At 66.3% G+C, this 23,401-nt stretch carries 19 protein-coding genes and 1 tRNA gene; 16 read left to right on the top strand and 4 right to left on the bottom strand.

Features of this window, described 5'->3' with window-relative positions:
- The 3 genes from QK291_RS16015 to QK291_RS16005 all read left to right on the top strand — a co-directional run bounded on the left by QK291_RS16015 (position 1) and on the right by QK291_RS16005 (position 2,817).
- Positions 1-909, top strand: coding sequence for a TniB family NTP-binding protein (locus QK291_RS16015; RefSeq protein ID WP_282383684.1), 909 nt, complete (start codon positions 1-3; stop codon positions 907-909).
- Positions 906-2,090 (top strand): TniQ family protein, encoded by a 1,185-nt coding sequence (locus tag QK291_RS16010; RefSeq protein ID WP_282383655.1) that lies wholly within the window; start codon positions 906-908, stop codon positions 2,088-2,090. Before QK291_RS16015 ends, QK291_RS16010 begins: the two co-directional genes overlap by 4 nt.
- Before the next feature lie 112 nt (positions 2,091-2,202).
- Positions 2,203-2,817 carry a recombinase family protein gene (locus tag QK291_RS16005; protein ID WP_282383682.1) on the top strand — a complete coding sequence of 205 codons (615 nt, stop codon included), beginning with the start codon at positions 2,203-2,205 and terminating at the stop codon, positions 2,815-2,817.
- A gap of 410 nt (positions 2,818-3,227) precedes the next feature.
- Here the strand turns inward: QK291_RS16005 and QK291_RS16000 are convergent, their stop codons facing one another.
- Positions 3,228-7,613 (bottom strand): RHS repeat-associated core domain-containing protein, encoded by a 4,386-nt coding sequence (locus QK291_RS16000; RefSeq protein ID WP_282383654.1) that lies wholly within the window; start codon positions 7,611-7,613, stop codon positions 3,228-3,230.
- Positions 7,614-8,007: 394 nt separating this feature from the next.
- On the opposite strand from QK291_RS16000, the gene QK291_RS15995 reads away from it, so the two are divergent.
- Positions 8,008-8,607, top strand: coding sequence for a recombinase family protein (locus tag QK291_RS15995; protein WP_282383680.1), 600 nt, complete (start codon positions 8,008-8,010; stop codon positions 8,605-8,607).
- A gap of 183 nt (positions 8,608-8,790) precedes the next feature.
- Here QK291_RS15995 and QK291_RS15990 read toward each other — a convergent pair whose 3' ends face one another.
- Positions 8,791-9,504: a response regulator gene (locus QK291_RS15990; protein ID WP_282383653.1), complete on the bottom strand. Its 714-nt coding sequence runs from the start codon at positions 9,502-9,504 to the stop codon at positions 8,791-8,793.
- The gene (locus QK291_RS15985) at positions 9,501-11,213 is read right to left on the bottom strand and encodes a sensor histidine kinase (protein ID WP_282383652.1); all 1,713 of its coding nucleotides are present in this window, start codon (positions 11,211-11,213) and stop codon (positions 9,501-9,503) included. The genes QK291_RS15990 and QK291_RS15985 overlap by 4 nt, the downstream gene beginning before the upstream one ends.
- Positions 11,214-11,351: 138 nt before the next feature.
- Between QK291_RS15985 and QK291_RS15980 the strand changes: the two genes are divergently transcribed.
- From QK291_RS15980 to QK291_RS15935, 10 genes are all read left to right on the top strand, one after another.
- Positions 11,352-12,698, top strand: coding sequence for a cation:dicarboxylase symporter family transporter (locus QK291_RS15980; protein WP_282383651.1), 1,347 nt, complete (start codon positions 11,352-11,354; stop codon positions 12,696-12,698).
- Between the two features lie 301 nt (positions 12,699-12,999).
- A complete protein-coding gene (locus QK291_RS15975) occupies positions 13,000-13,899 on the top strand; it encodes an AAA family ATPase (RefSeq protein WP_226762358.1) in 900 nt (299 codons plus the stop codon).
- Between the two features lie 8 nt (positions 13,900-13,907).
- Positions 13,908-14,756, top strand: a complete 849-nt coding sequence (locus QK291_RS15970; RefSeq protein WP_282383649.1) for a ScpA family protein — start codon at positions 13,908-13,910, stop codon at positions 14,754-14,756.
- Complete coding sequence (locus QK291_RS15965) at positions 14,753-15,469, top strand: SMC-Scp complex subunit ScpB (RefSeq protein ID WP_282383647.1); 717 nt, start codon at positions 14,753-14,755, stop codon at positions 15,467-15,469. The genes QK291_RS15970 and QK291_RS15965 overlap by 4 nt, the downstream gene beginning before the upstream one ends.
- Before the next feature lie 111 nt (positions 15,470-15,580).
- Complete coding sequence (locus tag QK291_RS15960; RefSeq protein WP_282383646.1) at positions 15,581-16,858, top strand: pseudouridine synthase; 1,278 nt, start codon at positions 15,581-15,583, stop codon at positions 16,856-16,858.
- Positions 16,859-16,860: 2 nt separating this feature from the next.
- Positions 16,861-17,970: a prephenate dehydrogenase gene (locus QK291_RS15955; RefSeq protein WP_282383645.1), complete on the top strand. Its 1,110-nt coding sequence runs from the start codon at positions 16,861-16,863 to the stop codon at positions 17,968-17,970.
- Positions 17,970-18,698 carry a (d)CMP kinase gene (gene cmk, locus QK291_RS15950; protein WP_282383644.1) on the top strand — a complete coding sequence of 243 codons (729 nt, stop codon included), beginning with the start codon at positions 17,970-17,972 and terminating at the stop codon, positions 18,696-18,698. Before QK291_RS15955 ends, cmk begins: the two co-directional genes overlap by 1 nt.
- Before the next feature lie 79 nt (positions 18,699-18,777).
- A complete protein-coding gene (locus QK291_RS15945) occupies positions 18,778-19,458 on the top strand; it encodes a lysophospholipid acyltransferase family protein (protein WP_282383679.1) in 681 nt (226 codons plus the stop codon).
- Entirely contained in the window at positions 19,455-21,005 is a 1,551-nt protein-coding gene (gene der, locus QK291_RS15940; protein ID WP_282383643.1) for a ribosome biogenesis GTPase Der, read from the top strand. The genes QK291_RS15945 and der overlap by 4 nt, the downstream gene beginning before the upstream one ends.
- 161 nt (positions 21,006-21,166) lie before the next feature.
- Positions 21,167-21,243, top strand: a tRNA-Pro gene (locus QK291_RS15935).
- Positions 21,244-21,354: 111 nt separating this feature from the next.
- Here QK291_RS15935 and QK291_RS15930 read toward each other — a convergent pair.
- Positions 21,355-22,224 (bottom strand): DNA-formamidopyrimidine glycosylase family protein, encoded by an 870-nt coding sequence (locus tag QK291_RS15930; RefSeq protein ID WP_282383642.1) that lies wholly within the window; start codon positions 22,222-22,224, stop codon positions 21,355-21,357.
- Positions 22,225-22,371: 147 nt separating this feature from the next.
- On the opposite strand from QK291_RS15930, the gene gcvH reads away from it, so the two are divergent.
- Both gcvH and QK291_RS15920 read left to right on the top strand, forming a co-directional pair.
- A complete protein-coding gene (gene gcvH / locus QK291_RS15925; RefSeq protein WP_282383641.1) occupies positions 22,372-22,758 on the top strand; it encodes a glycine cleavage system protein GcvH in 387 nt (128 codons plus the stop codon).
- A 153-nt stretch (positions 22,759-22,911) separates the two neighbouring features.
- Complete coding sequence (locus QK291_RS15920) at positions 22,912-23,388, top strand: FHA domain-containing protein (protein ID WP_282383640.1); 477 nt, start codon at positions 22,912-22,914, stop codon at positions 23,386-23,388.
- Positions 23,389-23,401: the final 13 nt, after the last annotated feature.

The raw sequence follows: 23,401 nt of genomic DNA, 5'->3' as shown, positions 1-23,401 counted from the left end.
ATCGATGACTACCCGCCGCCGGATCTGTCCCACCTCCAGCCCTGGGCCCAAGCCATGGCCCGCCTGCCGGCGGAGGAACGGATCCGGCGCATCCGGGCGGACCGCTGGATCGGCTACCCCCGGGCCGTCCAGACCCTCACCCGGCTCGAAACACTCTATGACTGGCCCGGCAAACAACGCATGCCCAACCTCCTGCTGATCGGACCGACCAACAACGGCAAGTCCATGATCATCGAACGGTTCCACCGCCAGCACCCGGCACACTCCACCGCAGATCAGGAACACATTCCGGTCCTGTGCGTCCAGATGCCCTCCGAACCGTCCATCCCGCGGTTCTACACGGCCGTCCTCGCAGCGCTCGGTGCGCCCACGGGACCGCGCCGGCGCGTAGCTGACCTGGAACAGCTCACCCTCGCCGTGCTGCGCCGCGTCGGTGTGCGGATTCTGGTGATTGACGAACTGCACAATGTGCTGGCCGGCCGGGCCGATGTCCGGCGTGAATTCCTGAACCTGCTGCGCTTCCTGGGAAACGAGCTGCGGATCCCTCTGGTGGGGGTCGGGACCCGTGAGGCCTATCTCGCGATCCGTTCCGATGACCAGCTCGAAAACCGGTTTGAGCCCATGACGCTGCCCTTGTGGGAGGCCGATGCAGACCTGTTGTCCCTGCTGGCCAGCTTCGCATCCTCGTTCCCGCTGCGCACGCGCTCGAATCTGGCGGCCGATGACATGGCCCGCTACCTCCTCACCCGCAGCGAGGGCACCATCGGGGAGCTCACGTCGCTCCTGACCGAAGCCGCAGTAGCCGCCGTGGACAGCGGCGAAGAATCCATCAACCACCGGACGCTGACGCTGGCCGAATACGACGGTCCCAGCGTCCGGCGCCGGAAGTTCGAACGCGAACTCAGATGAGACCACCGGAACGCTGGCCCCTGCACCCGGCACCTGTAGAAATGGAATCGTTGTCCTCCTGGCTGCGTCGGATCGCCGCCAGCTACGGCATGTATTCCTACGCGCTGCTCGAACACGGACTGGGCCAAAGGGAACTCAGCGACCCCGAGCTGGATCTGAACCCGCCGACGCACCTGCTCGAAGAGCTAGCCAAGCGCACCGGCCTTGACCAACAACGCGAAATCGCCATGACCATGGCCGGATGGGTGCCATGGCTCTTCGACAGCCTCGACCCTGCCCCCGGCACTTACGAAACCTATGTGCACCAGCTCTCGGTGCTCCTGCCACCGAATCGGCGCAATATCTATACTCCGCGGAAGTGGCTGCCATGGCTGCCGGAAACCGGGGCGCGGCGGGGATGCCCGGACTGCCTGGAATCCAGCCCGGCGCTCCTGCTCGTCTGGCAATTGCCGCTCATGGCCAGCTGCCTGGTACACGGGCGCCGGCTCGAAACCTACGAAGGACACCCTCCGGATTACATTCTGTGGGCAACTCCCGCCCATGACCAGCGGCCGCTGCCGGAGTCGGTGTCCCTCATGGACCGGCGGACCTGGCAGGCAATAACGACCGGTTCCGTTGACCTTCCCTGGTATCCGGTTCACGCCGGCATCTGGTTCCGGTTGCTGCGGACCCTCCTGGACGAACTCACCACCGCGCAGGGACGATATGGCCGGCAACTGGACGACGTTCGTCGTGTCTGGGAACACTGCGGTCACCCGTTTCGGGCTGGCCTGTATTCGTGGCAGCCGTTCGAGACCCTTCATTGGACTGCCCAGCAGCAGCTGCTCGAAGCAGCCGCCGCCGCGATGGAACTGATCGAAGCGGGCTCACTGACTGCTCTGGGTACCTCCGCGCACCTCCTGCGTCCCGAACCGAACCCCCGGATCAGCGACGGAACCCCGCGTGGACCACTGACAGCAACCCCCCAGGAGAAGCCGACTCTCGATGAGCTCTGGAAGCAGACAACGGACGCACTGGAAGTCTGCATCGCAGCAGCCAAAGTAGACCCGCTCGTCGCGCAGCAGCTCTACGACTTCGCACGGTACGGATGCCGGAGTGAAGAATCCGTGGGCAGTCTCCGGCAAACCTTCGCCGAGCTTCAGATACCCCTGGACTTTTTGTCACGAACAGAGAATCAATGACCCTTTGCCTGACGTAGAATAATTAACGGGTTAAGTGACATATTCCGATTCCACTTCGATTTGGAATCACGCTGTCACTTAAACGAACGTATAAATGACAGAGGAGAAATCGGTGCTGGTCGGATACATGCGCGTCTCAAAGACCGACGGCTCCCAGACAACAGACCTGCAACACGACGCGCTCCTGGCCGCCGGGATCGCCGAAGATTCCCTCTACGAGGACATGGCTTCCGGGAAGAAGGACGACCGACCCCAACTGGCCGCCTGCCTCAAAGCCCTCCGTCAGGGCGACACCCTGGTCGTCTGGAAGCTCGACCGGCTCGGCCGGGACCTGCGCCACCTGGTAAACATCGTCCACGAAATCACCGAACGCGGCATCGGGCTGAAGGTCCTCACCGGGCAGGGCGCCGCCATCGACACCACCACCGCCTCCGGCAAGCTGGTCTTCGGGATCTTCGCTGCCCTCGCAGAGTTCGAACGGGAACTCATCTCGGAACGGACCATCGCCGGCCTCGCCTCCGCTCGAGCCCGCGGGAGGAACGGTGGTCGCCCCTACAAAATGACCCCCGCGAAACTCCGACTCGCCATGGCATCCATGGGCAAACCCGGAACCAAAATCAGCGACCTCTGCACCGAACTTGGCATCACCCGCCAAACCCTCTACCGTCACGTCTCACCAACCGGGGAACTGCGACCCGACGGCCAAAGACTACTTTCAGCTAGCTGACTTTGCTGTGGGGCTGCGGCTCGAGGCCTCAACGGTCTTTAGTTAGATGTGAATCTTGTATTGACCCCGCGCTCGTCCCCGTCGTACATGAATCAAAAACAATGCGGCCTATACGAGGACACCAGCGACAGGAAACGATCCAAGGTCCTTCTCCTGATACACGGCATCGCAGCTGCATCTGGCAGGCGGTGGTGCAGGCTCCAGTAGATTCGCAAAACCTCAGCCTTTCCTCTGCCGCCTCGACATAATCCCGGCAAAAACACCAGCAAGACCGGATAGAGTCATCACGACGCCAATGACCTGACCTGCAGTGTCAGAGGCTGCTGCTATGGACATCACGCCGGCAACTGTTAGAAGTGACATAACGGCGATAAAGAAGCGGCTCAGCATTTTTCCTTCCCTAAAGCTGGTCAGCAGTTGTGTATGACCCCGGTGCCGCCGGCGGCTGCACCAAATAGTGCTCCCGTGAGTCCAACGACGGCCCAGAACCCGACGGGACCGGTAACCGGAATGGATGCGGAAGCCCCGATGATGCCCAAGACTCCGAATGCGAGACCTATCGAGGAAATCTGGCAGGCACCCGAGTCAAGACCCGTCGGGTCATTGCGGTTGCAGGGGTTGGCTGCGGCGTAAAGGTAGCGGTTTTGTTCCTGTCCGGAGGGGTCGGGTTGGGTGAAGCGGCCGACCGTGGGGTCGTAGTAGCGGGCGCCGAATTTGATGTATCCGGTGGTGGTGTCTTTGTAGCCGCCGGCGTACTGCCAGGGGTTGGCGGCGGCCTGTGTGCCCGTTGCCGTGGTCTTGCCCCAGGAGTCGTAGCTGTAGGTCGCGGCTTTGGCCTGCGCGCTGTCGGTGAGGAGGATAGTCGATCCGAGAGCGTCGGTGGTGTAGTAGAAGCTCGCCCCGGCACTGTTTCGCATGCTGATGAGCGTACCGCTGGGGTCGCGGATGAACGAGGTGCTGGCCCCGCCTGTGGTTTGCCGGGTGGTGCCGAGCGTGCCGTTGAGGAAGCTGGTTCCTCCGGCGGTGGTGCGTTCGTCGTTCCTCTGTCCGGCGTAGGTGAAGTTGGTGGTTGTGCCGCCGGCTGTGGTGGAGGTGAGCTGGTCGAAGACGTTCCAGGCGCTGGTGGTGGTCCCGGCGGTGGTGGTGTTGCCGTTGGCGTCGTGGGCGTAGCTGGTGGCTCCTGCCGGGGGTGTGGCGCAGGTTCCGGTGGCTGGGCCGGTCCAGCAGAGCTGGTCGGCGGCGTTGAACGCTGAGTGGATGTTCGCGGCGCTGGTCTTGGTGGCCAGGGTGCGGTTGCCGTTCTGGTCGTAGGCCCAGGTCTCGGTGCTGCTCCCGGTGATGTCTGAGGTGAGCCGGTTGAGTTTGTCGTAGCCGTAGGTCGTGATGACCCCCGTGTCGGTGGTCATGGTCTTGCGTTGGCCACCGTCCTTGGTGCCGTTGAGGGTGTAGGTGTAGTCGCGTTTTGCCAGGACTCCGGCGCCGGTGTTGGTGGCGGTGATGGAGGTGGTCCGGCCGGCGTTGTCGTAGATGGTGGTGTTCTTGACGCCGTTGGGGTATTTGGTGGCGGTGCGGCGGTTGGCGTTGTCGTAGTCGAAGCCGGTGCACTTGGTGGCGTTCGGGAAGGCAGGGGTCGTCGGGCAGCTGCCGCCGGGCTCGGCGAGGGCGGTCAGCCGGTTCGCGGCGTCATAGCGGTATGCCACCGTCCCGAGGGGGTCTACGGAGGTGAGGATGTTGGAGGCCCCGTCGTAGGTCAGCGAGGTCGTTATTCCGCCGATGGCCTTGCTGGTGATGCGGTTCTGTGCGTCCCAAGTGTAGGTGGTGGTGCCCGCGGCGTCGGTCCGGGTGGTGAGGTTTCCGGCGGGGTCGTAGGCGTAGCTGACGCAGGTCGCCACGGCGCAGGTGGCGCCGTAGCGGGTCTGGGTGAGCCGGTCGTTGGCGTCGTAGGTGTAGGTCGCTGTCTGGTTCTTGCCGTCTTTGCTGTTCGCGATCCTGCCCGCCGCGTCGAAGGTGTTGGTGATGGTTCCCAGGGGCAAGGGACGGGTGATGGTGACCGGGTTCCCGGCGGTGTCGTAGGTGTAGGTGGTGTCGTTGCCGTTGCCGTCGGTGGAGCGGCAGAGCGATCCGGGTTTGGCGCCGCAGGTCGTTCCGGCGGCGTCGCCCTGGTAGAAGCGTTGCGGAGTGCCGCCGAGGTTATCCGGGGTGATGATCGCCGACGGGCTTTTGGTGTTCGGGTCGTACTGGATGGAGCTGGCGTGGCCTTCGCTGCTGATGCTGGTGTTGGGCCGGTAGTTCAGCAGAGGATCGCCCGCGGCGGTCGGGTAGGTGACGGAAACCTCCCCGCCAGTTCCCCCGGCCGTACCTGCCGGCGAGGTGATTTTGGTGAGGCTGTTGTTCGGGTTGTAGGTGGCTGTCGTGGTCTGGCCAACGCCATTGGTGGTGGTGAGGCGGTTGTCGTGCCCGTCAAACGTTGTCGAACCGGTGTTGCCGTTCGGGTCCGTGGTGCCCGTTACCCGGGTCTTGCTGGCATCCAGGGTGAATGTGGTCTGTTTGCTGTTGGGATCGGTCAGGAAGGACTGGGTGGGGCCGGTGTTGTGGCTGAGGGTCCAGGTCGCCGCGGCGGGTGAGCCGGAGCCGTAGGTGATGGTGTTGACCCAGGAGTCGGTGGCGTAGGCGACGGTGGTGGTGTTGGTCCGGCCGTCGGTGATGGAGGTGAGTTTCCCGCCCGTGTAGCCGAGGGTGGTCACTGCGCCGGTGGCGTCGGTGATCTTGGACATCCGTCCTTCGCCGCCGCCGTATTCCATCGCTATGGTGCGGTTCAGCGAGTTGTCCTTGACGGCCGAGGGCTGGTTGAGGTTCCTGCTGTCGCCGTAGGTGTAGGAGACGGTGCGGCCCTGGGTGTCCGTGGTCTGGGTGAGTCGGCCGTTGTTGTGGGTGTAGGTGACGGTGTTGGGGTTGGTGGTGTTCGCGTCGAAGGAGCGTTGGAGCACGAAGGTGGTGCCGTCGTCCTGGTAGACGTTGGTGGTGCCGGTGTCGTTGAACCGGATCCGGTACTCGGCGGCGGAGACCTTCGTCAGGGAGGCGTTTATCTCCGGGGGCATGGTGTAGGTGCTGCCGGAGGCGGTGAAGGTGTACCAGCCGCCGTCCGGGGCGGTGTAGATCATGTTCCCGTTCGCCGGGTCGAACCTGAGCGCTGTTTCCAGCCGGCCCATGGACAGGGTGGGGCGGTGGTCGTACCTGGAGTTGTACCGCCAGGCAACATTCATGTCCTGGCCGACGCCGCGGACGTGGAGCAGCCTGCCGGTGAGCACGACGTTGCCGCTGGTCGGGTTGATCGCGAGTTTGGAGGAGTCGGTGAGCGTGTGGCTGAGCATAGAGGCCTTGCCGCGGGCCCCGGACTCGGTCCCGTTGACCGTGACTGGCGGGAGGAGGTTGGCGTTGGCGAACCAGCCCTGGGAATCGAGCACGATGTGAACCGTGCTGGATCCGGTGTTTTTGATCTTGATCTTGCCCGTGGTGGCGCTGGGCCTGACCACCATGGTGTTCGAGACCGAGTCAGCAGTGTAGTTCACAGAGCTAAGGTTCGGTTCCGTCTCGTCCGAGGGCCACAGCGTGAGGAAGCCCCAGCCGGAGGTCAGCGGGGTGATGTTCATGACGACACCGGCGACACTGGGTGACGCGGCGGGCAGCCCGCCGACCCCGCCGACTTGGACTTCAACGGTGGTGTTGGCCGGTATCGGGGTGTTGGGGATTCGCGAGTCGTAGAGCCGGGATTCGACCGTGGTGAAGGAACTCGTGGAGACCTGCCCGTCGAAGTAGCCCTGGATGTCCACGAGCACGTGGAAGCCGGTGGCGTAGGAAGGATCATGCTTGATATCCACCACGCCCTCCGCGTTCAGATTCAGCACCGCCGCGACGGCCGTGGTCGCTGATCCGCGGAAGCTGAGGCCTGTGCCTGGCCCGGCGGGGTTGGGTGCGAAGCCGCCGCCGGGCAGCGTTGTGAAACCAAGCTGCGCGATGTCCGTGTCGTTGATGACCGTGATGTTGGCGAACACTGCTGTGGCCGTGTCCGGGACGCCGCCTTTGCCCTTCAGCGTCAGGCTCTTAATACCGGACCCTGACCAGGCGCCGGCCGGATACCCGGTCCCGTTGCGGGTATCGATGACCCGGGAAGTAGGAACAGAAACGAATCCGCCAGGGGCCGGGGTATCGCCGGCGGTGAAATAGCCCTGCACATCAACGATGAACTGCTGCGAAGTGGAAGAGGACAGCGCGAGCATCCCGTCGGTTCCGACGGCCACGACGGCAGAGTTCGAGATCGTGTCATTGGAGCCGGAGAAAAGGACCGTGGTGTCCCGGTGACGGGCAGTGTTGGGCACCAGCTGCGCCGCGTTTGCCGTGGACCCGTTCACGACGGTCAGATTCACCAGCACCGCGTCGACCCCGATAGTCGGCACCCCTACCCGCCCGAGGATCTGGAACGGATACCATGTGCCGGCCGCAACCGGTCCGGTGATGCCACCCAAACCCGTGCGGGTATCCACGGCGCGGCCCTGCACCGGGACAAAGACACCGGCCTCCACTGAAGGGGTGGACTGCATGCCCACCACGGTCGGTGCCGGGCCGGTGCTGACCGCCGTATTTACCTGGGCTGTTGGCGCGGCCGAGGCAGGGACCACGAACCCGAACAGGGCCACAGCCAGAGCGGCCAGGATGCCCAGAAAGCGCCGGAAAGCGAGTGCGGCGGCGGAAACTGGCTGAAAACGGGCAGGCTCGCGCCGGCGATGTGCACTGTTCATTTCCCCCACGGACTTTCTACGAAAAGAAAGCAGGCGTTCTACGATGAAAGCCCGGCCCCCCAAAAGAGTGATAGCCCTGACACTAGGACAGGCACCGGTTATTTACCAAGGGAATGGAGAAAACCTTCGGGAAACCAGAGCCTTCTGGCGAGGAACTCTCGGACGGTCACAGTGCCGGGGCGGGCAAGCCCCCTGGCGGTCCAGCAGCCCACGAGAAGGATGCACGCCAAATCGTGGCCCTCACCCTAGCGTTCGGGTGCACACGTCTTCTGACATCCAGTGCAGACGACTCCTGAAAATGACATGCATCATTGCGAGCTGGGGTCCATCAGCGTCCCGTATGACCCGTCCGGTGAATTGACCGGTAAGGGGGTGTTGTATGACACTATTTTTTATGTCCGAAATACTGGTCGGCTACGCGCGCGTGTCCACCGAGGCGCAAGACCTCACTGCGCAGCGTGATGCCCTGGCTGCCCTTGGCGTTGAGTCTGAACGGATTTATGTTGACCACGGCTTTACTGGCACAAACAAGAACCGTGCCGGACTTCGCGAAGCCCTTGCCGCGTGCCGGGCGGGGGATACCTTCGTCGTCACGAAACTTGACCGCCTGGCCCGTTCCGTCCGGGATGCCCACGAAATTGCAGATGACCTCGCTAACCGCGGAATCAAACTCAGCATTGGTGGATCCGTCCATGACCCCGTTGACCCGATGGGCAAACTGCTGTTCAACGTGTTGGCGATGATCTCGGAGTTCGAAGCCGACCTCATCCGAATGCGCACCCGCGAAGGAATGAAGGTTGCCAAGGCCAAGGGCCGGTTACGAGGGAAACAACCGAAACTCACCGTCAAACAGGAAAACCACCTCCTCGAACTACACGCCGCGGGGGAACACAGCAAGGCAGAGCTGGCCGAGCTGTTTAATGTCGGTCGCTCCACGGTCTACCGGGCAATTGAACGCGGGCAACGCAGGACGGGCAAACCAATACGCCCCTGAGAATAACTTGTGCGCAGGAGTACTGAGCGAGAGGTGCGAAGCGTGCAGGGAAGTACAGAAAATTCAACGCCAATACCGGCCTGCACAACCTTGGAAACACGCGGGAGGCTGTGCAGGGGAGTACTGAAAATGACAGGCAGTTAATGTGGCGGTGTCCGTCGACACTGAGGAAGGTGCGTCCGCTTAGTTTTGCCTCCAGCGGTACTCGTTCTCCGGCCGACCGGGCGCGCCGTAGCGCGCGGCCCGGGTTACCGTGCCGGCGTCGGCGAGGTATTCCAGGTAACGCCGGGCGGTCACCCTGGACATGCCCAGGACGTCCATCACCTCGCTGGCCGACACGGCGCCGGACTGCAGCTTCATGAAGTCCTGCACCGATTCCAGCGTGGACGCGGACAGCCCCTTGGGCAGCGGCAGCTCCGAGGGCGCCCGCAGGCTCGCGAAGGCCTGGTCCACCTCGCTCTGCGACGCGCCGGGGCCGCTGTGCCCGGCGGCAGGGGAGGCCAGCTGCTCCCGGAAGAGCCGGTAGCTGGTGAGCTTGTCCGCGAACGTGGCAAACGTGAAGGGCTTGATCAGGTACTGCACGACGCCGGTGGCCACCGCGCTGCGGACGATGTTCAGTTCCCGGACGGCGGTGATGGCGATGATGTCCGCGAACAGCCCGGCGGCACGCATCCGCCGGGCGATGTCGAGGCCATGCAGGTCCGGGAGGTTCATGTCCAGCAGGACCAGGTCCACCGGTGTACCCGCCGCCGCGAAGTCGGTGATCAGCCGGAGCGCCGACTGCCCGTCCGGGGCAGTGCCCGCCAGCGTGAATCCCTCCAGCCGGCCGATGTAGGCGGCGTGGGCGGCCGCCGCGATGGGCTCGTCTTCGACGACGAGGACACGGATGTCGCTCATTGCTGTTCCTTGCTGGTCAGTGATGCCGGCGTTGCTGCCGCCGGCAATGATGCCGGCAATGCCGCCGGCGACGTTGGCAGCGTGACACGGAACAGCGCCCCGGCCGGGCTGGTGATTGTCATGGTACCGCCGAGCCGCTGCACCGCCTGGCGGACCAGGGCCAGGCCGAGGCCCCGCCCGAACGGCCCGGGGGTTTTGGTGCTGAAGCCGTGCCGGAAGATGTCCTCGACGGCCTGCGGATCGATACCCGGCCCGCTGTCCTCCACCGTGATTTCCAGGGCCCCGGCGGACGTCTCCACCGTGAGCTCGACGAGTTTCGGCGCCGGGGCCTCGGCCGCGGCGTCGATCGCGTTGTCCAGCAGATTGCCCAGGATCGCCACGAGGTCCTGCACGGCCAGCCCGGACACCCCGGCCGGGCTGCTCCCGGTCCCCGCGGTGTTCAGGGTCAGCTCGACGCCGCGCTCGTGCGCCTCCGCGGCCTTGCCCATGATGAGCGCGCCGAGCACCGGCTCATCGAGGGAGCCCACCACATCATCGGTCAGCCGCTGGCTCAGTTCCAGGTCCTGGGTGGCGAAGTCCAGGGCTTCCGCGCCGCGCCCCAGCTCCATCAGCGAGACGATCGTGTGGAGCCGGTTGGCGTGCTCGTGGGTCTGGGCACGCAGGGCATCGGAGAGGGTGCGCATGGTTTCCAGCTCGCTGCCCAGCGACTCGATTTCGGTGCGGTCGCGGATCGTGGCCACGGTCCCGTACACCGCCGCGCTGCCGCGCCCGCCGGCGGAACCGGGCCCGACGGCCGGCCCTTGGTTCACCACGAGGATCCGTGAGCCGGTCAGGTGGATTTCGTCAAGGGCGGTCCGGCCCGATTCGAACAGCTCGCTGAGGCTGGGGGGCAGCGGGAGCTCAGCGAGCGACGGCGCCTCCTGCCGCCCGCCGCCGGCCGGTGCGCCGGCGCCGTCGGACGCGTGGGGAGTGAGCCCCAGCAGTTCAGCGGCCTGGTCGTTGTACATCACCACCTTGCCCTTGGGGTCGATCAGGATGACTCCTTCGCGGACCGAGTGCAGGACCGATTCGTAGTAGGCGAAGAGCTGGGCGAGCTGCTCCGGCCCCCAGCCGCGGGTGACCTGGCGCAGGTACCGCCCCAGCAGCCAGGACGCCACCGCTCCGCCGGCCAGCAGGGCCAGCCCGATGGCCACGAGCGCCGGCAGCCTGCCGGAGACGGCGACGTCCACGGTGTTCACGGTCACGCCGGCCGCAACCAGCGCCCGGACCGTGCCGTCCGCGTCCTTGACCGGGGCGATGGTGCGCACCGAGGGGCCGAGGGTGCCAGCCTTAATCTCGGTGAACACCTGCCCGCCCAGGGCGGCGTCGATCGAGCCAATATAGGGCTTACCCAGTTCCTCCTCCCGGGGGTGGGTCCACCGGGTGCGGTCCGGCGCCATGATTGTGATGAAATCCGCGTTTGCGTCCGCTGTCACCTTCAGGGCATACGGCTGTAGCAGGGCGGTGGGGTCCGCGGCGTCCGCCGCCGCCAGGACGAGGGGGCTGTCCGCCACTGCCGTCGCGACGGCGGCCATCCGCCGGCCGGCCTCGACGTAGGCGTGGTCGCGCGCATCAACGAACGTAGCCGTCCCGACGATCGCCGTGAGGGTCACCATGAACAGCAGGTGGGCCACAAACAGCCGTTTGGCGATGCTCCAGCGGTGGATCATCCACACCTTCCATGACCAATATGAACGCAACGGTGATGCGCGTCACTGAATCCCCAATGATGGTGGAACACGCAGAACGGACGCGATGGGCCCACAGACTGTGCCGCACCGACGTCCAGCCTATCCAAGGAGAACACCATGACCTCTCAACGAGGAGAGTCGGCAGTGACGCCGGTCAAGAAGCGCAAGGGTCTCGACAAGTCCCATTATCTCTACATTGCGGTCATCGCGGCCGTCATCCTCGGCGCCCTGGTCGGGCTGCTGTTCCCCGAGTTCGCCAAGTCCCTGAAGCCGCTGGGCGACGGGTTCATCAAACTCATCAAGATGATGATCGGCCCGGTCATCTTCTGCACCATCGTGCTGGGCATCGGTTCGATCGCCAAGGCGGCCACGGTCGGCAAGGTCGGCGGCCTGGCCCTGGGATACTTCATGGTGATGTCCACCTTCGCGCTGGCCATCGGCCTCGTCGTCGGCAACCTGATCCACCCGGGCGAGGGCCTCAAGCTCGCCCCCTACGACCCGAGCAGGAAGGCCGCCACGGACAGCACGGTCGAGTTCCTGCTGGGCATCATCCCGGGTGACATCCCGGTCCTGCCGACCCTGCTCGCCGCGCTGCTGGTCGGGTTCGCCCTCCAGCAGATGGGCACCCAGGGCGCCCCGATCCTCAAGGCCGTCGGCTACGGCCAGGCGCTCGTCTTCCGCATCCTGGTTATGATCATGTGGCTGGCCCCGGTCGGAGCCTTCGGCGCGATCGCCGCCGTCGTCGGTGCCACGGGCGTGCAGGCCATCCTCAGCATGGCCACCCTGATGGGCGCTTTCTACATCACCTGCGCGCTGTTCATCGTGGTGATCCTCGGCGGCCTGCTCAAGGTCGTCGCCGGCCTCAACATCTTCCGGCTGATGAAGTACCTCGGCCGCGAATACCTGCTGATCTTCTCCACCTCGTCCTCCGAAGCCGCCCTGCCCCGCCTGATCGCGAAGATGGAACACCTCGGCGTGTCCAAGCCCGTCGTCGGCGTCACGGTCCCCACCGGCTACTCCTTCAACCTCGACGGCACCGCCATCTACCTGACCATGGCTTCGCTGTTCGTCGCCAACGCCATGGGCACCCCGCTGGACCTCGGCGCCCAGGTTTCGCTGCTGATCTTTATGATCATCGCCTCCAAGGGCGCTGCCGGTGTCACCGGCGCCGGCCTGGCCACCCTGGCTGCCGGGCTCCAGGCCCACAAGCCGGAACTCCTTGGCGGCGTCGGCATGATCGTCGGCATCGACCGGTTCATGTCCGAGGCCCGTGCCCTGACCAACTTCACCGGCAACGCCGTTGCCACCGTCCTGATCGGCACCTGGGTCAAGGAGATCGACGGCGCCCAGGTCGAGCGGGTCCTCTCCGGAAACGAACCGTTCGACGAGCAGACCATGATCGCCGGACACGGCGCCCACGAGGAAACACCGGCACCGGCACAGCCCGCCCTGGCCAACGCCTGAGCTGTTCCAGCGCCCCTCACAAACCACCAATGACCGCCCGGACGCCAGCCAGCGTCCGGGCGGTTTTTCGCGCCGCGGCACGAACCTTCGACTTCTACCAGAAGGTTGAGGCTCAAAGTTTGCCCGCTGTCAAGGTCCGCGGAATACCGTGTCGGGCGCTGTAACCTTGGGAGGAACGAGATCGGCGCCGGAAGTCCCGGGCGCAGGTATCAAGCAGGCAGCAACATCACGCAGGCAGCAACATCAAGCACGACAATCACCAGGCACGACCATCACCGTCATCGAAAGTGTGGATAGATACGTGAGCAGCGAACAGGGTTCAGCAACTCTGGAAGGCACCGAACTCGATCTGGAAGACGCCGTCATGGGCCCCACCGGGCGCCCTCAACGCGACTTTCCGGAGCCGGCACCGCTGTCCTCCCATGGTCCCGCGCGGGTCATCGCCATGGTCAACCAGAAGGGCGGCGTGGGGAAAACCACCTCCACCATCAACCTTGCGGCCGCGCTGGCCGAATTCGGCCGCCGGGTCCTTGTCGTGGACTTCGACCCGCAGGGTGCCCTCTCCGCGGGCCTGGGCATCAACCCGCACGAACTGGACCTCACGGTCTACAACGTCCTGATGGACCGCAAGGTCGACATCCGCGACGCCATCCACAAGACCGGCGTGGAAAACCTGGACCTGCTCCCGGCCAACATCGACCTCTCCGCCGCGGAGGTCCAGCTCGTCAACGAGGTCGCCCGCGAACAGGTGCTGGACCGGGCCCTGAAGAAGGTCGAGGATGACTACGACGTCGTCCTGATCGACTGCCAGCCCTCCCTGGGCCTGCTCACGGTCAACGCCCTGACGGCCTCCCACGGCGTCATCATCCCGCTGATCTGCGAGTTCTTCGCGCTGCGCGCCGTCGCGCTGCTGGTGGAAACCATCGACAAGGTCCAGGACCGGCTGAATCCGCGGCTCCAGGTCGACGGCGTCCTGGCCACCATGTACGACGCCCGCACCCTGCACAGCCGCGAGGTGATCTCCCGCCTGGTGGAGGCGTTCGGTGACAAGGTCTTCGAAACCGTCATCAAGCGGTCCATCAAGTTCGCGGACGCCACCGTCGCGGCCGAGCCGATCACCAGCTATGCCGGCAACCACATCGGCGCCGACGCGTACCGCAACCTGGCCAAAGAACTGATCTCGCGCGGCGGCGCGCCCTAGTCAGGGCCGTGGCAGCGACAGGGACCCCGACGGCGGAGCTTTCGCCGGCCGGGAAGAAGCCCGGCTTCGAGGTCCGGCTGGCCAACTTCACCGGCCCCTTCGACCTCCTCCTGGGCCTGATTTCCAAGCACCAGCTGGACATCACGGAAGTTGCGCTGTCCACCGTCACCGATGAGTTCATCAAATACATCAAGCGCCTGCAGAACCTGGGCGAGGAATGGGCGCTGGATGAGGCCAGCGAATTCCTCGTCATCGCCGCCACCCTGCTCGACCTCAAGGCGGCCCGGCTGCTGCCCGCCGGCGAGGTAGAGGACGAGGACGACGTTGCGCTGCTGGAGGCCCGCGACCTGTTGTTCGCGCGGCTCCTGCAATACAAGGCGTTCAAGCACGTCGCGGGCATGATGGGTTCCACCCTCGAGCTTGAGGGCCGCCGCTATCCGCGGCAGGTCGCGCTCGAAGGGCACTTCGCGGCGCTGCTGCCGGAGCTGCTCTGGAAGCACACCCCGCAGCAGTTCGCCGCCCTGGCCGGGAAAGCCCTCGCGGCCAAGGACGCCGCGCCCACCGAGGTCGGCCTCGCCCACCTCCACGGCACCCCCGTCAGCGTGAGGGAGCAGGCCGAACTGATGAGCCTCCGGCTGCAGCGCGGCGCCCCGCTCACCTTCCGCGCGCTGATCGCGGATGCCGAATCCAGCCTCGTGGTGGTGGCACGCTTCCTGGCCCTGCTGGAACTGTTCCGGGACAAGGCGGTGGCCTTCGAGCAGCTGCAGCCGCTGGGGGACCTGACCGTCCGCTGGACGGCCGGCATCGGGGCCTGGAGCAGCGACACACTGAGCGAAGAATACGAGGAGCAGCCGTGAACCATACCGGACCAGATCAGGCAGCCGGGCAGGCGGCCGGGCAGGCGGCCGCCGACGGCGGAGCGCACGACGCCGCCGGGGTCGACGGCCCGGACCTTGACGTCCTCCCCGGCGGCGCGCGGGCCGCCCTTGAAGCAGTCCTGATGGTGATCGACGAGCCGGCGACGGCGGCCGAACTCGCCGCCGGGCTGAACCTGGCCGCCGACGTCGTCGAGGAACTGCTCGCGGAACTGCAGCGGGAGTATAACGGCTATACTGTTAATGCCCCGGATGTGCACGACGCCAGTTTCAACGGCTTCGGCGCCACCCCCCGGGGCTTTGAATTGCGGAATATCGCCGGAGGCTGGCGGATCTATTCCCGCGCTGAGTTCGCCGATATTGTCGGCGGATTCGTGCTGGAGGGACAGACAGCCAGGCTGACGCAGGCGGCGCTCGAAACGCTCGCCGTCATCGCTTACCGCCAGCCCGTATCAAGGGCGCGGGTGTCTGCAATTCGAGGAGTCAATGTTGACTCTGTCGTGCGGACGCTGACGCAGCGGGGACTGATCGAGGACTCGGGAACAGATCCTGAATCCGGGGCCATCCTCTACCGCACGACGTCGTATTTCCTGGAGCGGATGGGAATCGGCTCGGTGGCGGAGTTGCCGCAACTTTCACCCCATCTTCCGGGGCTGGAAGGCATCGAAGAGTTCTACGACGCAGCAAGAATGTAGGCAGGACCAACTGCCTGCGCACCAGTAACCACCAGGGCAGAAGCTTTTTGCCCCAGCAGGCGGGTGTTGTCGGGAGACAGCGGCCGTCGGCCAACAAACGAAGGACGGGTCATGACACAGGCGGGACGCCAGGGTTCACCACGTAACGGTTCGGGACGCAACAGTGCCGGACAAAACTCAGCGCAGGGCTCAGGCCGCGGCGCACAGGGCGGCGCAGGACGCAGCGGCGGAGCCGACTACAAGGGCGGCTCAGGCCGCGGCGCGCAGGGCGGCGGAAGCCGCGCCGGGGGAGCGGGCTACAAGGGCGGCGCGGACCGCCCCTTCAAGCACCCCAAGCCCCGCGAAGAGGCCTTCATCGATCCGGACCTGCAGGGTCCTGACGGCACGCCGCCGGCAGCCCGGCCCGCTTCCGGCGACTGGAAGTCCAAGGCGCCCTCCGGCAAGGAGGCAGCCCGCAAGGCCGCCGCCCGCAAGCCCGGCTTCGGCAAGGCCCCCGGCACCCCCGGCGCGCTCAAGCCCAAGCCGCGCACCGGCGCCCCCAAGGCCGCCGGCCCCCGCGCCTTCGGCAGCGAACGCTTCGGCCAGAACCTCGGCCCCGTGCGCAAGCCGGCCCGCAAGCGCGGCCCCCGCGCCGACGTGCCCCAGTCCGACCTGCACGACCAGGACGGCATCCGCCTCCAGAAGGTCATGGCCTCGGCCGGCGTCGCCTCACGGCGCGTCTGCGAGGAGATGATCGCCGAGGGCCGGGTTGAGGTCGACGGCCAGGTCGTCACCGAGCTCGGCGTCCGCGTCGACCCGACCAACGCCGTGATCCATGTGGACGGGCTGCGGATCCAGCTCGACGAGAACATGGTCTACATGGTGTTCAACAAGCCCAAGGGCGTTGTCTCCACGATGGAAGACCCGGACGGCCGTCCCTGCATCAGCGATTTCGTCCGCAACAGCCACGGCGAACGACTGTTCCACGTCGGACGCCTCGACGTGTCCACCGAGGGGCTGCTGCTGCTGACGAACGACGGCGAACTCGCCAACCGCCTGACGCACCCCTCCTACGAAGTCCCCAAGACCTACCTGGTGCAGGTCCGCGGGCCGTTCCCGCAGGGCATCGGCGCCGAGCTCAAGGCCGGCGTCGAACTCGAGGACGGCATCGCATCGGTTGACTCCTTCAAGCTGGTGGACTCCACCCCGGGCCACGTCCTGATTGAGGTCGTGCTGCACTCGGGCAAGAACCGGATCGTCCGTCGTCTCTTCGACGCTGTCGGTTTCCCGGTGCTGCGCCTGGTCCGTGTGAAGGTCGGCCCCATCGGCCTGGGCGACCAGCGCCAGGGCAGCATCCGCAACCTCGGCAAGCAGGAAGTCGGCCACCTGCTGGCATCCGTAGGGCTCTAGGCATGTCCGCCTTTCGCACCCACGGCCGCGGCCACCTCAACGGTCCGGTGGTGGTCGTGGGGACCGGGCTCCTTGGCACCAGCATCGGGCTGGGGCTGCGGGGCCGCGGAGTGGCAGTCTTCCTCTCCGACCCCTCGCCCACCAACCAGGCCGTCGCCGTCGACATCGGCGCGGGCCTGCCTTTGGCGGGCCTTGACGGCGAGCAGCCGGAACTCGTGGTGGTCGCCGCGCCGCCGGACGTCACGGCGGACGTCGTGGAACGCGCCCTCAGGGACTACCCGGCGGCAACAGTCGTGGACATCGCCAGCGTGAAGGCGGCCATCCTGGCCGAGCTCCGGGCCCGGGGCGCTGACCTCGGCCGCTACGTGGGCACCCACCCGATGGCCGGCCGTGAAAAGTCGGGCCCTGTCGCAGCCCGCGGCGAGCTCTTCACCTCGATGCCGTGGGTCCTGTGCCCCGCGGACGAGACCCTGCCCCGGGCGCTGCAGGCGGCGCGTGCGCTGGCTGCGGACCTGGGCGCTGTCGTGTCCGAATTCGGCGCCGAGGAACACGACGAGGCCGTGGCGTTGGTGTCGCACGTGCCGCAGGTGGTGTCCTCGCTCGTGGCCAGCCGGCTGCAGGGCACCCCCCTGCACGCGCTGTCGCTCGCCGGGAACGGCCTGCGGGACGTCACCCGGATCGCGGCCAGTGATCCGACCCTGTGGGTGCAAATCCTCGGCGCGAACGCGGACAAGGTCGTGGAGATCCTGCACGGCCTCCGCGAGGACCTCAACCGGCTCATCGGGACGCTTGAGAACCCGACAGCGCCCGGCGCCCGGCTCGACCTGGCCCAGCTGATCAGCGAAGGCAACGCCGGCCAGGCCCGCATCCCGGGCAAGCACGGCGGACCGCCGCAGGCCTACTCCTGGCTGACGGTCCTGGTGGATGACACGCCCGGACAGATCGCCAGGCTGCTGACCGAGATCGGCGAGATCGGCGTCAACCTCGAGGACCTCCGGCTGGACCACTCCTCCGGACAGAACGTGGGCATGGCGGAAATCTCCGTGCTGCCGAACAAGCACGAACTGTTAATCGAAGCCCTCAATGACCGTGGATGGCGGGTACTCCAGTAATGACCCAGGAACTTATCGAAACCGTGGACGTAATGCGCCCCGGAAAGAGCCTTGTCGTCGCCATCGACGGGCCGTCCGGATCGGGCAAGTCCAGCGTCAGCAGAGAGGTGGCACGCCGGCTCAAACTGGCTTACCTCGACACCGGCGCCATGTACCGTGCCCTGACCTGGTTCTGCCTGGACAGCGGCACGGACCTGGACGACGGCGCCGCCGTCGAGGCAGCCTCCAAGAGCTTCCCTCTGGACATCAGCACCAGCCCGCGGGAGGAATACGTGCTGGTCGGCGGCGCCGACGTCACCCTCGCGATCCGCGAGCCGTCGATCTCCGCCGCCGTCAGCGCCGTCGCCACCACCCTCGGCGCCCGCACCGAACTGATCCGCCGGCAGCGCGAGCTGATCGAAAAGCACCACCGCCGCATGGTGGTCGAAGGCCGGGACATCACCACCGTCGTCGCGCCCCACGCCGAGGTGCGGATGCTCCTCACCGCGAGCGAAGAGGCGCGCCTGCGCCGCCGGGGCATCCAGCTCGGCGGCAGCCAGAGCGCCGAACAGCTCGCCGCGCAGGTCACCCAGCGCGATGCGAAGGACTCGACCGTGGTGAACTTCACCCGGGCCGCCGACGGTGTGGTGACGCTGGACTCCTCGGAGCTCGACTTCGCCGGGACCGTCGACGCCGCACTCGGCATTGTGGACAGCATCGTCAACCATCAGGGGCTCCACCGTGACTGACGCCGGGCAGCAGCCGGCTGTTCCCTCCCCGGCCCGGGCCGCACTGCCGGGCCGCTGGACCACCATCTGGAGCCGGCCCGTGGGCTGGACCCTGAACCACGTCCTCTACCGGACGTCGGTCACCGGGCGGTCCAACGTGCCGGCGACGGGTCCGGTGATCTTCGCCGGCAACCACATCAGTTTCCTGGACGGACCGGTGATGTTCGGGGCGTCACCGCGCGCCATGCATATCCTGGTCAAGCAGGAAATGTTCACCGGCCTCCTCGGCCGCGTGCTGCGGGCCTCCGGCCAGCTGGCGGTGGACCGCTCGGGCGACCGGGCGGCCCTGCTCGCGGCCAAGGGCGTGCTCGACGCCGGACGGTGCGTCGGCATTCTTCCCGAAGGCACGCGGGGGAGCGGTGAAGCCTCCGCCATCAACAAGGGGGTGGCCTGGCTCGCGCTGAACTCCGGAGCGACCGTGGTGCCCGTGGCCATCCTCGGGACCCGGACCGGCGTCGAACACCTCGACGCCGTGCCCCGGCTGCGCCGCAGGCTGCACGTCAGCTTCGGCGGAGCCCTCAATGTCAGCCGCAGGCCCGGCGAGACCGGGCGTGTTTCAATGGACAGGGCCGGAACCGAGATCCGCGCCGCGCTGGCTCGCCATGTCCAGGACTCGATCCAAAGAACAGGGCAGCCCTTGCCCGACGCGGATTCCCCGCAAGAACGTCATGAAGCAGTAGCCGGGACGCCGGCAGATCACCCCATAAGGAAAGTGCAATGAGCGATACGACTCAAACCTCCGGCCAATTTGGCGCCGGCGAAGACGAATACACGCCCACCGGCACGGACCAGGTGGCCGAGAATCTGGCCGCCCTGGACGATGCGGAAGCCGAGGTCCGCGCGGCCTCCCTCCGGGCCGGCCTGGATGACTACGATCTGGACGAAGACGACGCCGCCCTCCTGAGCGGCGAGTACGACGATGAGGAATTCGACGGCCCGGTCAAGCTTGATCCGGTCCTGGCCATCATCGGCCGGCCCAACGTCGGCAAGTCCACGCTGGTGAACCGGATCCTCGGCCGCCGCGAAGCCGTGGTGGAAGACACCCCGGGCGTCACGCGCGACCGCGTGATGTACTCGGCCACCTGGAACGGCCGGAACTTCACGGTCGTCGACACCGGCGGCTGGGAGCACGATGCCCGCGGCATCCACGCCCGCGTTGCCGAACAGGCCGAGATGGCTGTGGAACTCGCCGACGCCGTGCTGTTCGTCGTCGACTCCGCCGTGGGCGCGACCGCCACGGACGAAGCCGTCGTGAAGATGCTCCGCAAGTCCAAGAAACCGGTCATCATGGTGGCCAACAAGGTGGACGACTTCGCGCAGGAAGCCGACTCGGCCAGGCTCTGGGGCCTCGGCTTCGGCGAGCCCTACCCGGTCTCGGCGCTGCACGGCCGCGGCGTCGCCGACCTGCTGGACCATGTCATGGACACTCTTCCGGAGTACTCCACGATCGAAGGCCTGGAGCGCTCCGGCGGCCCGCGCCGCATCGCCCTCATCGGGCGTCCGAACGTGGGCAAGTCCTCGCTGCTGAACAAGCTGGCCGGTTCCGAGCGCGTTGTGGTGGACAACACCGCCGGCACCACGCGTGACCCGGTCGATGAGTTCATCGAACTCGGCGACCGCACCTGGCGTTTCGTGGACACCGCCGGTATCCGCCGCCGCCAGCACATGGCGCAGGGCGCCGACTTCTACGCCTCGCTGCGCACGCAGAGCGCCCTCGAAAAGGCGGAGGTCGCCGTCGTGCTCCTCGCAGTGGACGAGGTTCTCAGCGAGCAGGATGTCCGCATCCTGCAGCTGGCCATCGAATCCGGCCGGGCCCTGGTGCTCGCGTTCAACAAGTGGGACCTGCTGGACGACGAACGCCGCATCTACCTGGAGCGCGAAATCGAGCAGGACCTGGCCCACGTGGCCTGGGCGCCGCGGGTCAACATCTCGGCGCTGACCGGGTGGCACAAGGACCGGCTGGTCCCGGCCCTGGACACCGCCCTGGAAAGCTGGGACAAGCGCATTCCCACCGGGCGGCTCAACGCCTTCCTCGGCGAGCTGGTCGCGGCGCACCCGCACCCGGTCCGCGGCGGCAAGCAGCCCCGAATCCTCTTCGGCACGCAGGCCTCCAGCCGTCCGCCGAAGTTCGTGCTCTTTACCACGGGCTTCCTGGACCCGGGCTACCGCCGCTTCATCACCCGCCGGCTCCGGGAAACCTTCGGATTCGAGGGCACGCCGATCGAGGTCAACATGCGTGTGCGGGAAAAGCGCGGCAAGAAGCGCTGATTCCGCGCGCCCGCGGAGGGAAGAAAGTTCCCGTGGCATGCTGAAAGTGTCACGGGCACCCTCCGGAATCGTGTAAGCTTTTGGAGGTGGTTCGGCCGGACTGCTCAGATGGAATTCTTTGAGAAGAGAATGACATCGGGAGCGGAGAACGGCGGAACCAGCGGGCTGTAGCGCAGCTTGGTAGCGCACTTGACTGGGGGTCAAGGGGTCGCAGGTTCAAATCCTGTCAGCCCGACCAACAGAAATTACCCCGCCATTCCCGACCAGGGAGTGGCGGGGTTTTCTGTTGTCCGGGTGCTGCCGGCCCGGCCCCTGACGCGCCGGCCCCACTTACCGGCCGGCCCGCCGGCTACTTCAGGAAGCGTGACGTCCGGCGGTCGGCCAGGATTTTTCCCTGCGTCTGGCAGCCGGGACAGTACTGCAGGCCCGTGTCCGCGAAGGAGACCTCGCGGACCGTGTCCCCGCACACCGGGCACGCCTCGCCGGCCCGCCCGTGGACCCTCAGGTGGCTGCGTTTGGTGTCCTTGAGTTCACGGGGCGGTTTGCCGCTGGCGTCCAGCAGCGCGGTCCCCAGGACGCCGTGGATCGCGCCGTAGAGCCGCTGGACCGACTCCCGGTCCAGGGACCGGGCAAGGGCGAACGGCGACATCCGGGCCGCGTGCAGGATCTCGTCGCTGTAGGCGTTGCCGATGCCGGCGATGACGCTCTGGCTCCGCAGGACTCCCTTGATCTGCTGCGAACTGGAAGCCAGGATCCCGGCCAGGGCATCGACGTCGAACCCGGCGCTGAACGGATCCGGGCCCAGCGCGGCAATCCCGGGTACGTCGGAGGGATCCCGGACGACGTAAACCGCCAGGCTCTTCTTGGTGCCGGCCTCGGTCAGGTCAAGATCCACGGGGCCGGAGGGGCCGGAAAATGACAGCCGCACCGCGATGTGCCCCTTTCCCATTTTCAGGGGCGTGCCCGTGGGGGCGTCGGTGAAGCGGACCCAGCCGGCCCGCGCCAGGTGGAAGACAAAATACAGCCCGTCGGCCTCCAGGCTGACGAACTTGCCAAAGCGGCGCACCCCGGTCACAGTCCGGCCCTCCAGCCCGGAGATGGGGGGATCCGCCGTTTTGAGCACCGCGAAGGAGACGATCTGGATCTTCGTGACGGCAGCGCCGAGCAGACGCGCGGCCAGGAAGTCCGCCAGGGCAGCCACCTCCGGAAGCTCGGGCATTTGCCTAGCCGTTACCGGGAATTTCCGTCATCGCCCCATCATGCCAGAGTCCTCCCCGGGCCCGACCGGATATGCCTATACTTTCAGCGGCGGGCCGTTCACATGCCCGCCGCCGATATTGGTGATTGACCCGACGAAAGGCCCGTCATGAGCATCATTCCCGAAGAGCTGTCCTACACCGCAGAACACGAATGGGTTTCCGCCCCGAACGCCGACGGCGTCGTGCGCGTGGGCATCACTGATTTTGCCCAGGACGCCCTTGGGGACGTCGTCTATGCCCAGATGCCGGAGGTCGGCACGACGATCAAGGCAAACGACGTGATCGGCGAGGTCGAGTCCACCAAAAGCGTCAGCGACATCTACGCCCCGGTGTCCGGTGAGGTGGTGTCCCGCAACGAGGCACTGGACACCGATTCCGCCCTGATCAATTCGGATCCCTACGGCGAGGGCTGGCTGATGGAAATCAAGCCGGCTGAAGCCGACGCGATCGAGTCGCTCCTCAGTGCATCGGAGTACGAACAGCAGGTAGGCTAAAGCTAAAGGCCTTTCGGTCCGGGTCGTTGTTTCCAGCGCTGGGAAACCAGCCAAACGACGCCCCGCCGAAGGGTTGAATCCCGGATTTGCCAGGCACTTCCGGACGGCATGCGTTGTTTGCAGGGGGGACACCTGCAGCGAATGGAGGAATCAATGTTTGGGCACGAACGCAACAACACCGGTGACGGTTTTGGCACGGGTGGAGTGAAGTCTTCGGAGACCACGTCGATCAACCTCACGCCGGTCCGCGATGAACCCACGATCACCCCGAAGCTCTCGGCCGAGGAGCGGACCGCCGCGGAGGCGCTGCCGTACGGCTCGGCCCTGCTGGTCGCGCACAGCGGCCCGAACATGGGCGCGCGCTTCCTGCTGGACTCGGACGTCACGACGGCGGGCCGCCACCCGGACGCCGACATCTTCCTCGACGACGTCACGGTCTCGCGCCGGCACGTCGAGTTCCGCCGTACGGCGCGCAGCTTCGAAGTGGTGGACACCGGAAGCCTGAACGGCACGTACGTGAACCACGACCGCGTCGACAGCGTCGAGCTGAAGTCCGGCAACGAAGTGCAGATCGGGAAGTTCCGCCTCACCTTCTACCTGAGCCCTGCCCGCGCAGCAGGCCACGTCTGATTCCGGGGTAGCT

The organism is Arthrobacter sp. AL12 (assembly GCF_029960645.1).
Taxonomy (GTDB): domain Bacteria; phylum Actinomycetota; class Actinomycetes; order Actinomycetales; family Micrococcaceae; genus Arthrobacter.
The sequence above is the reverse complement of the archived record's forward strand: the minus strand, read 5'-3'. Positions and strand labels throughout refer to the sequence as shown.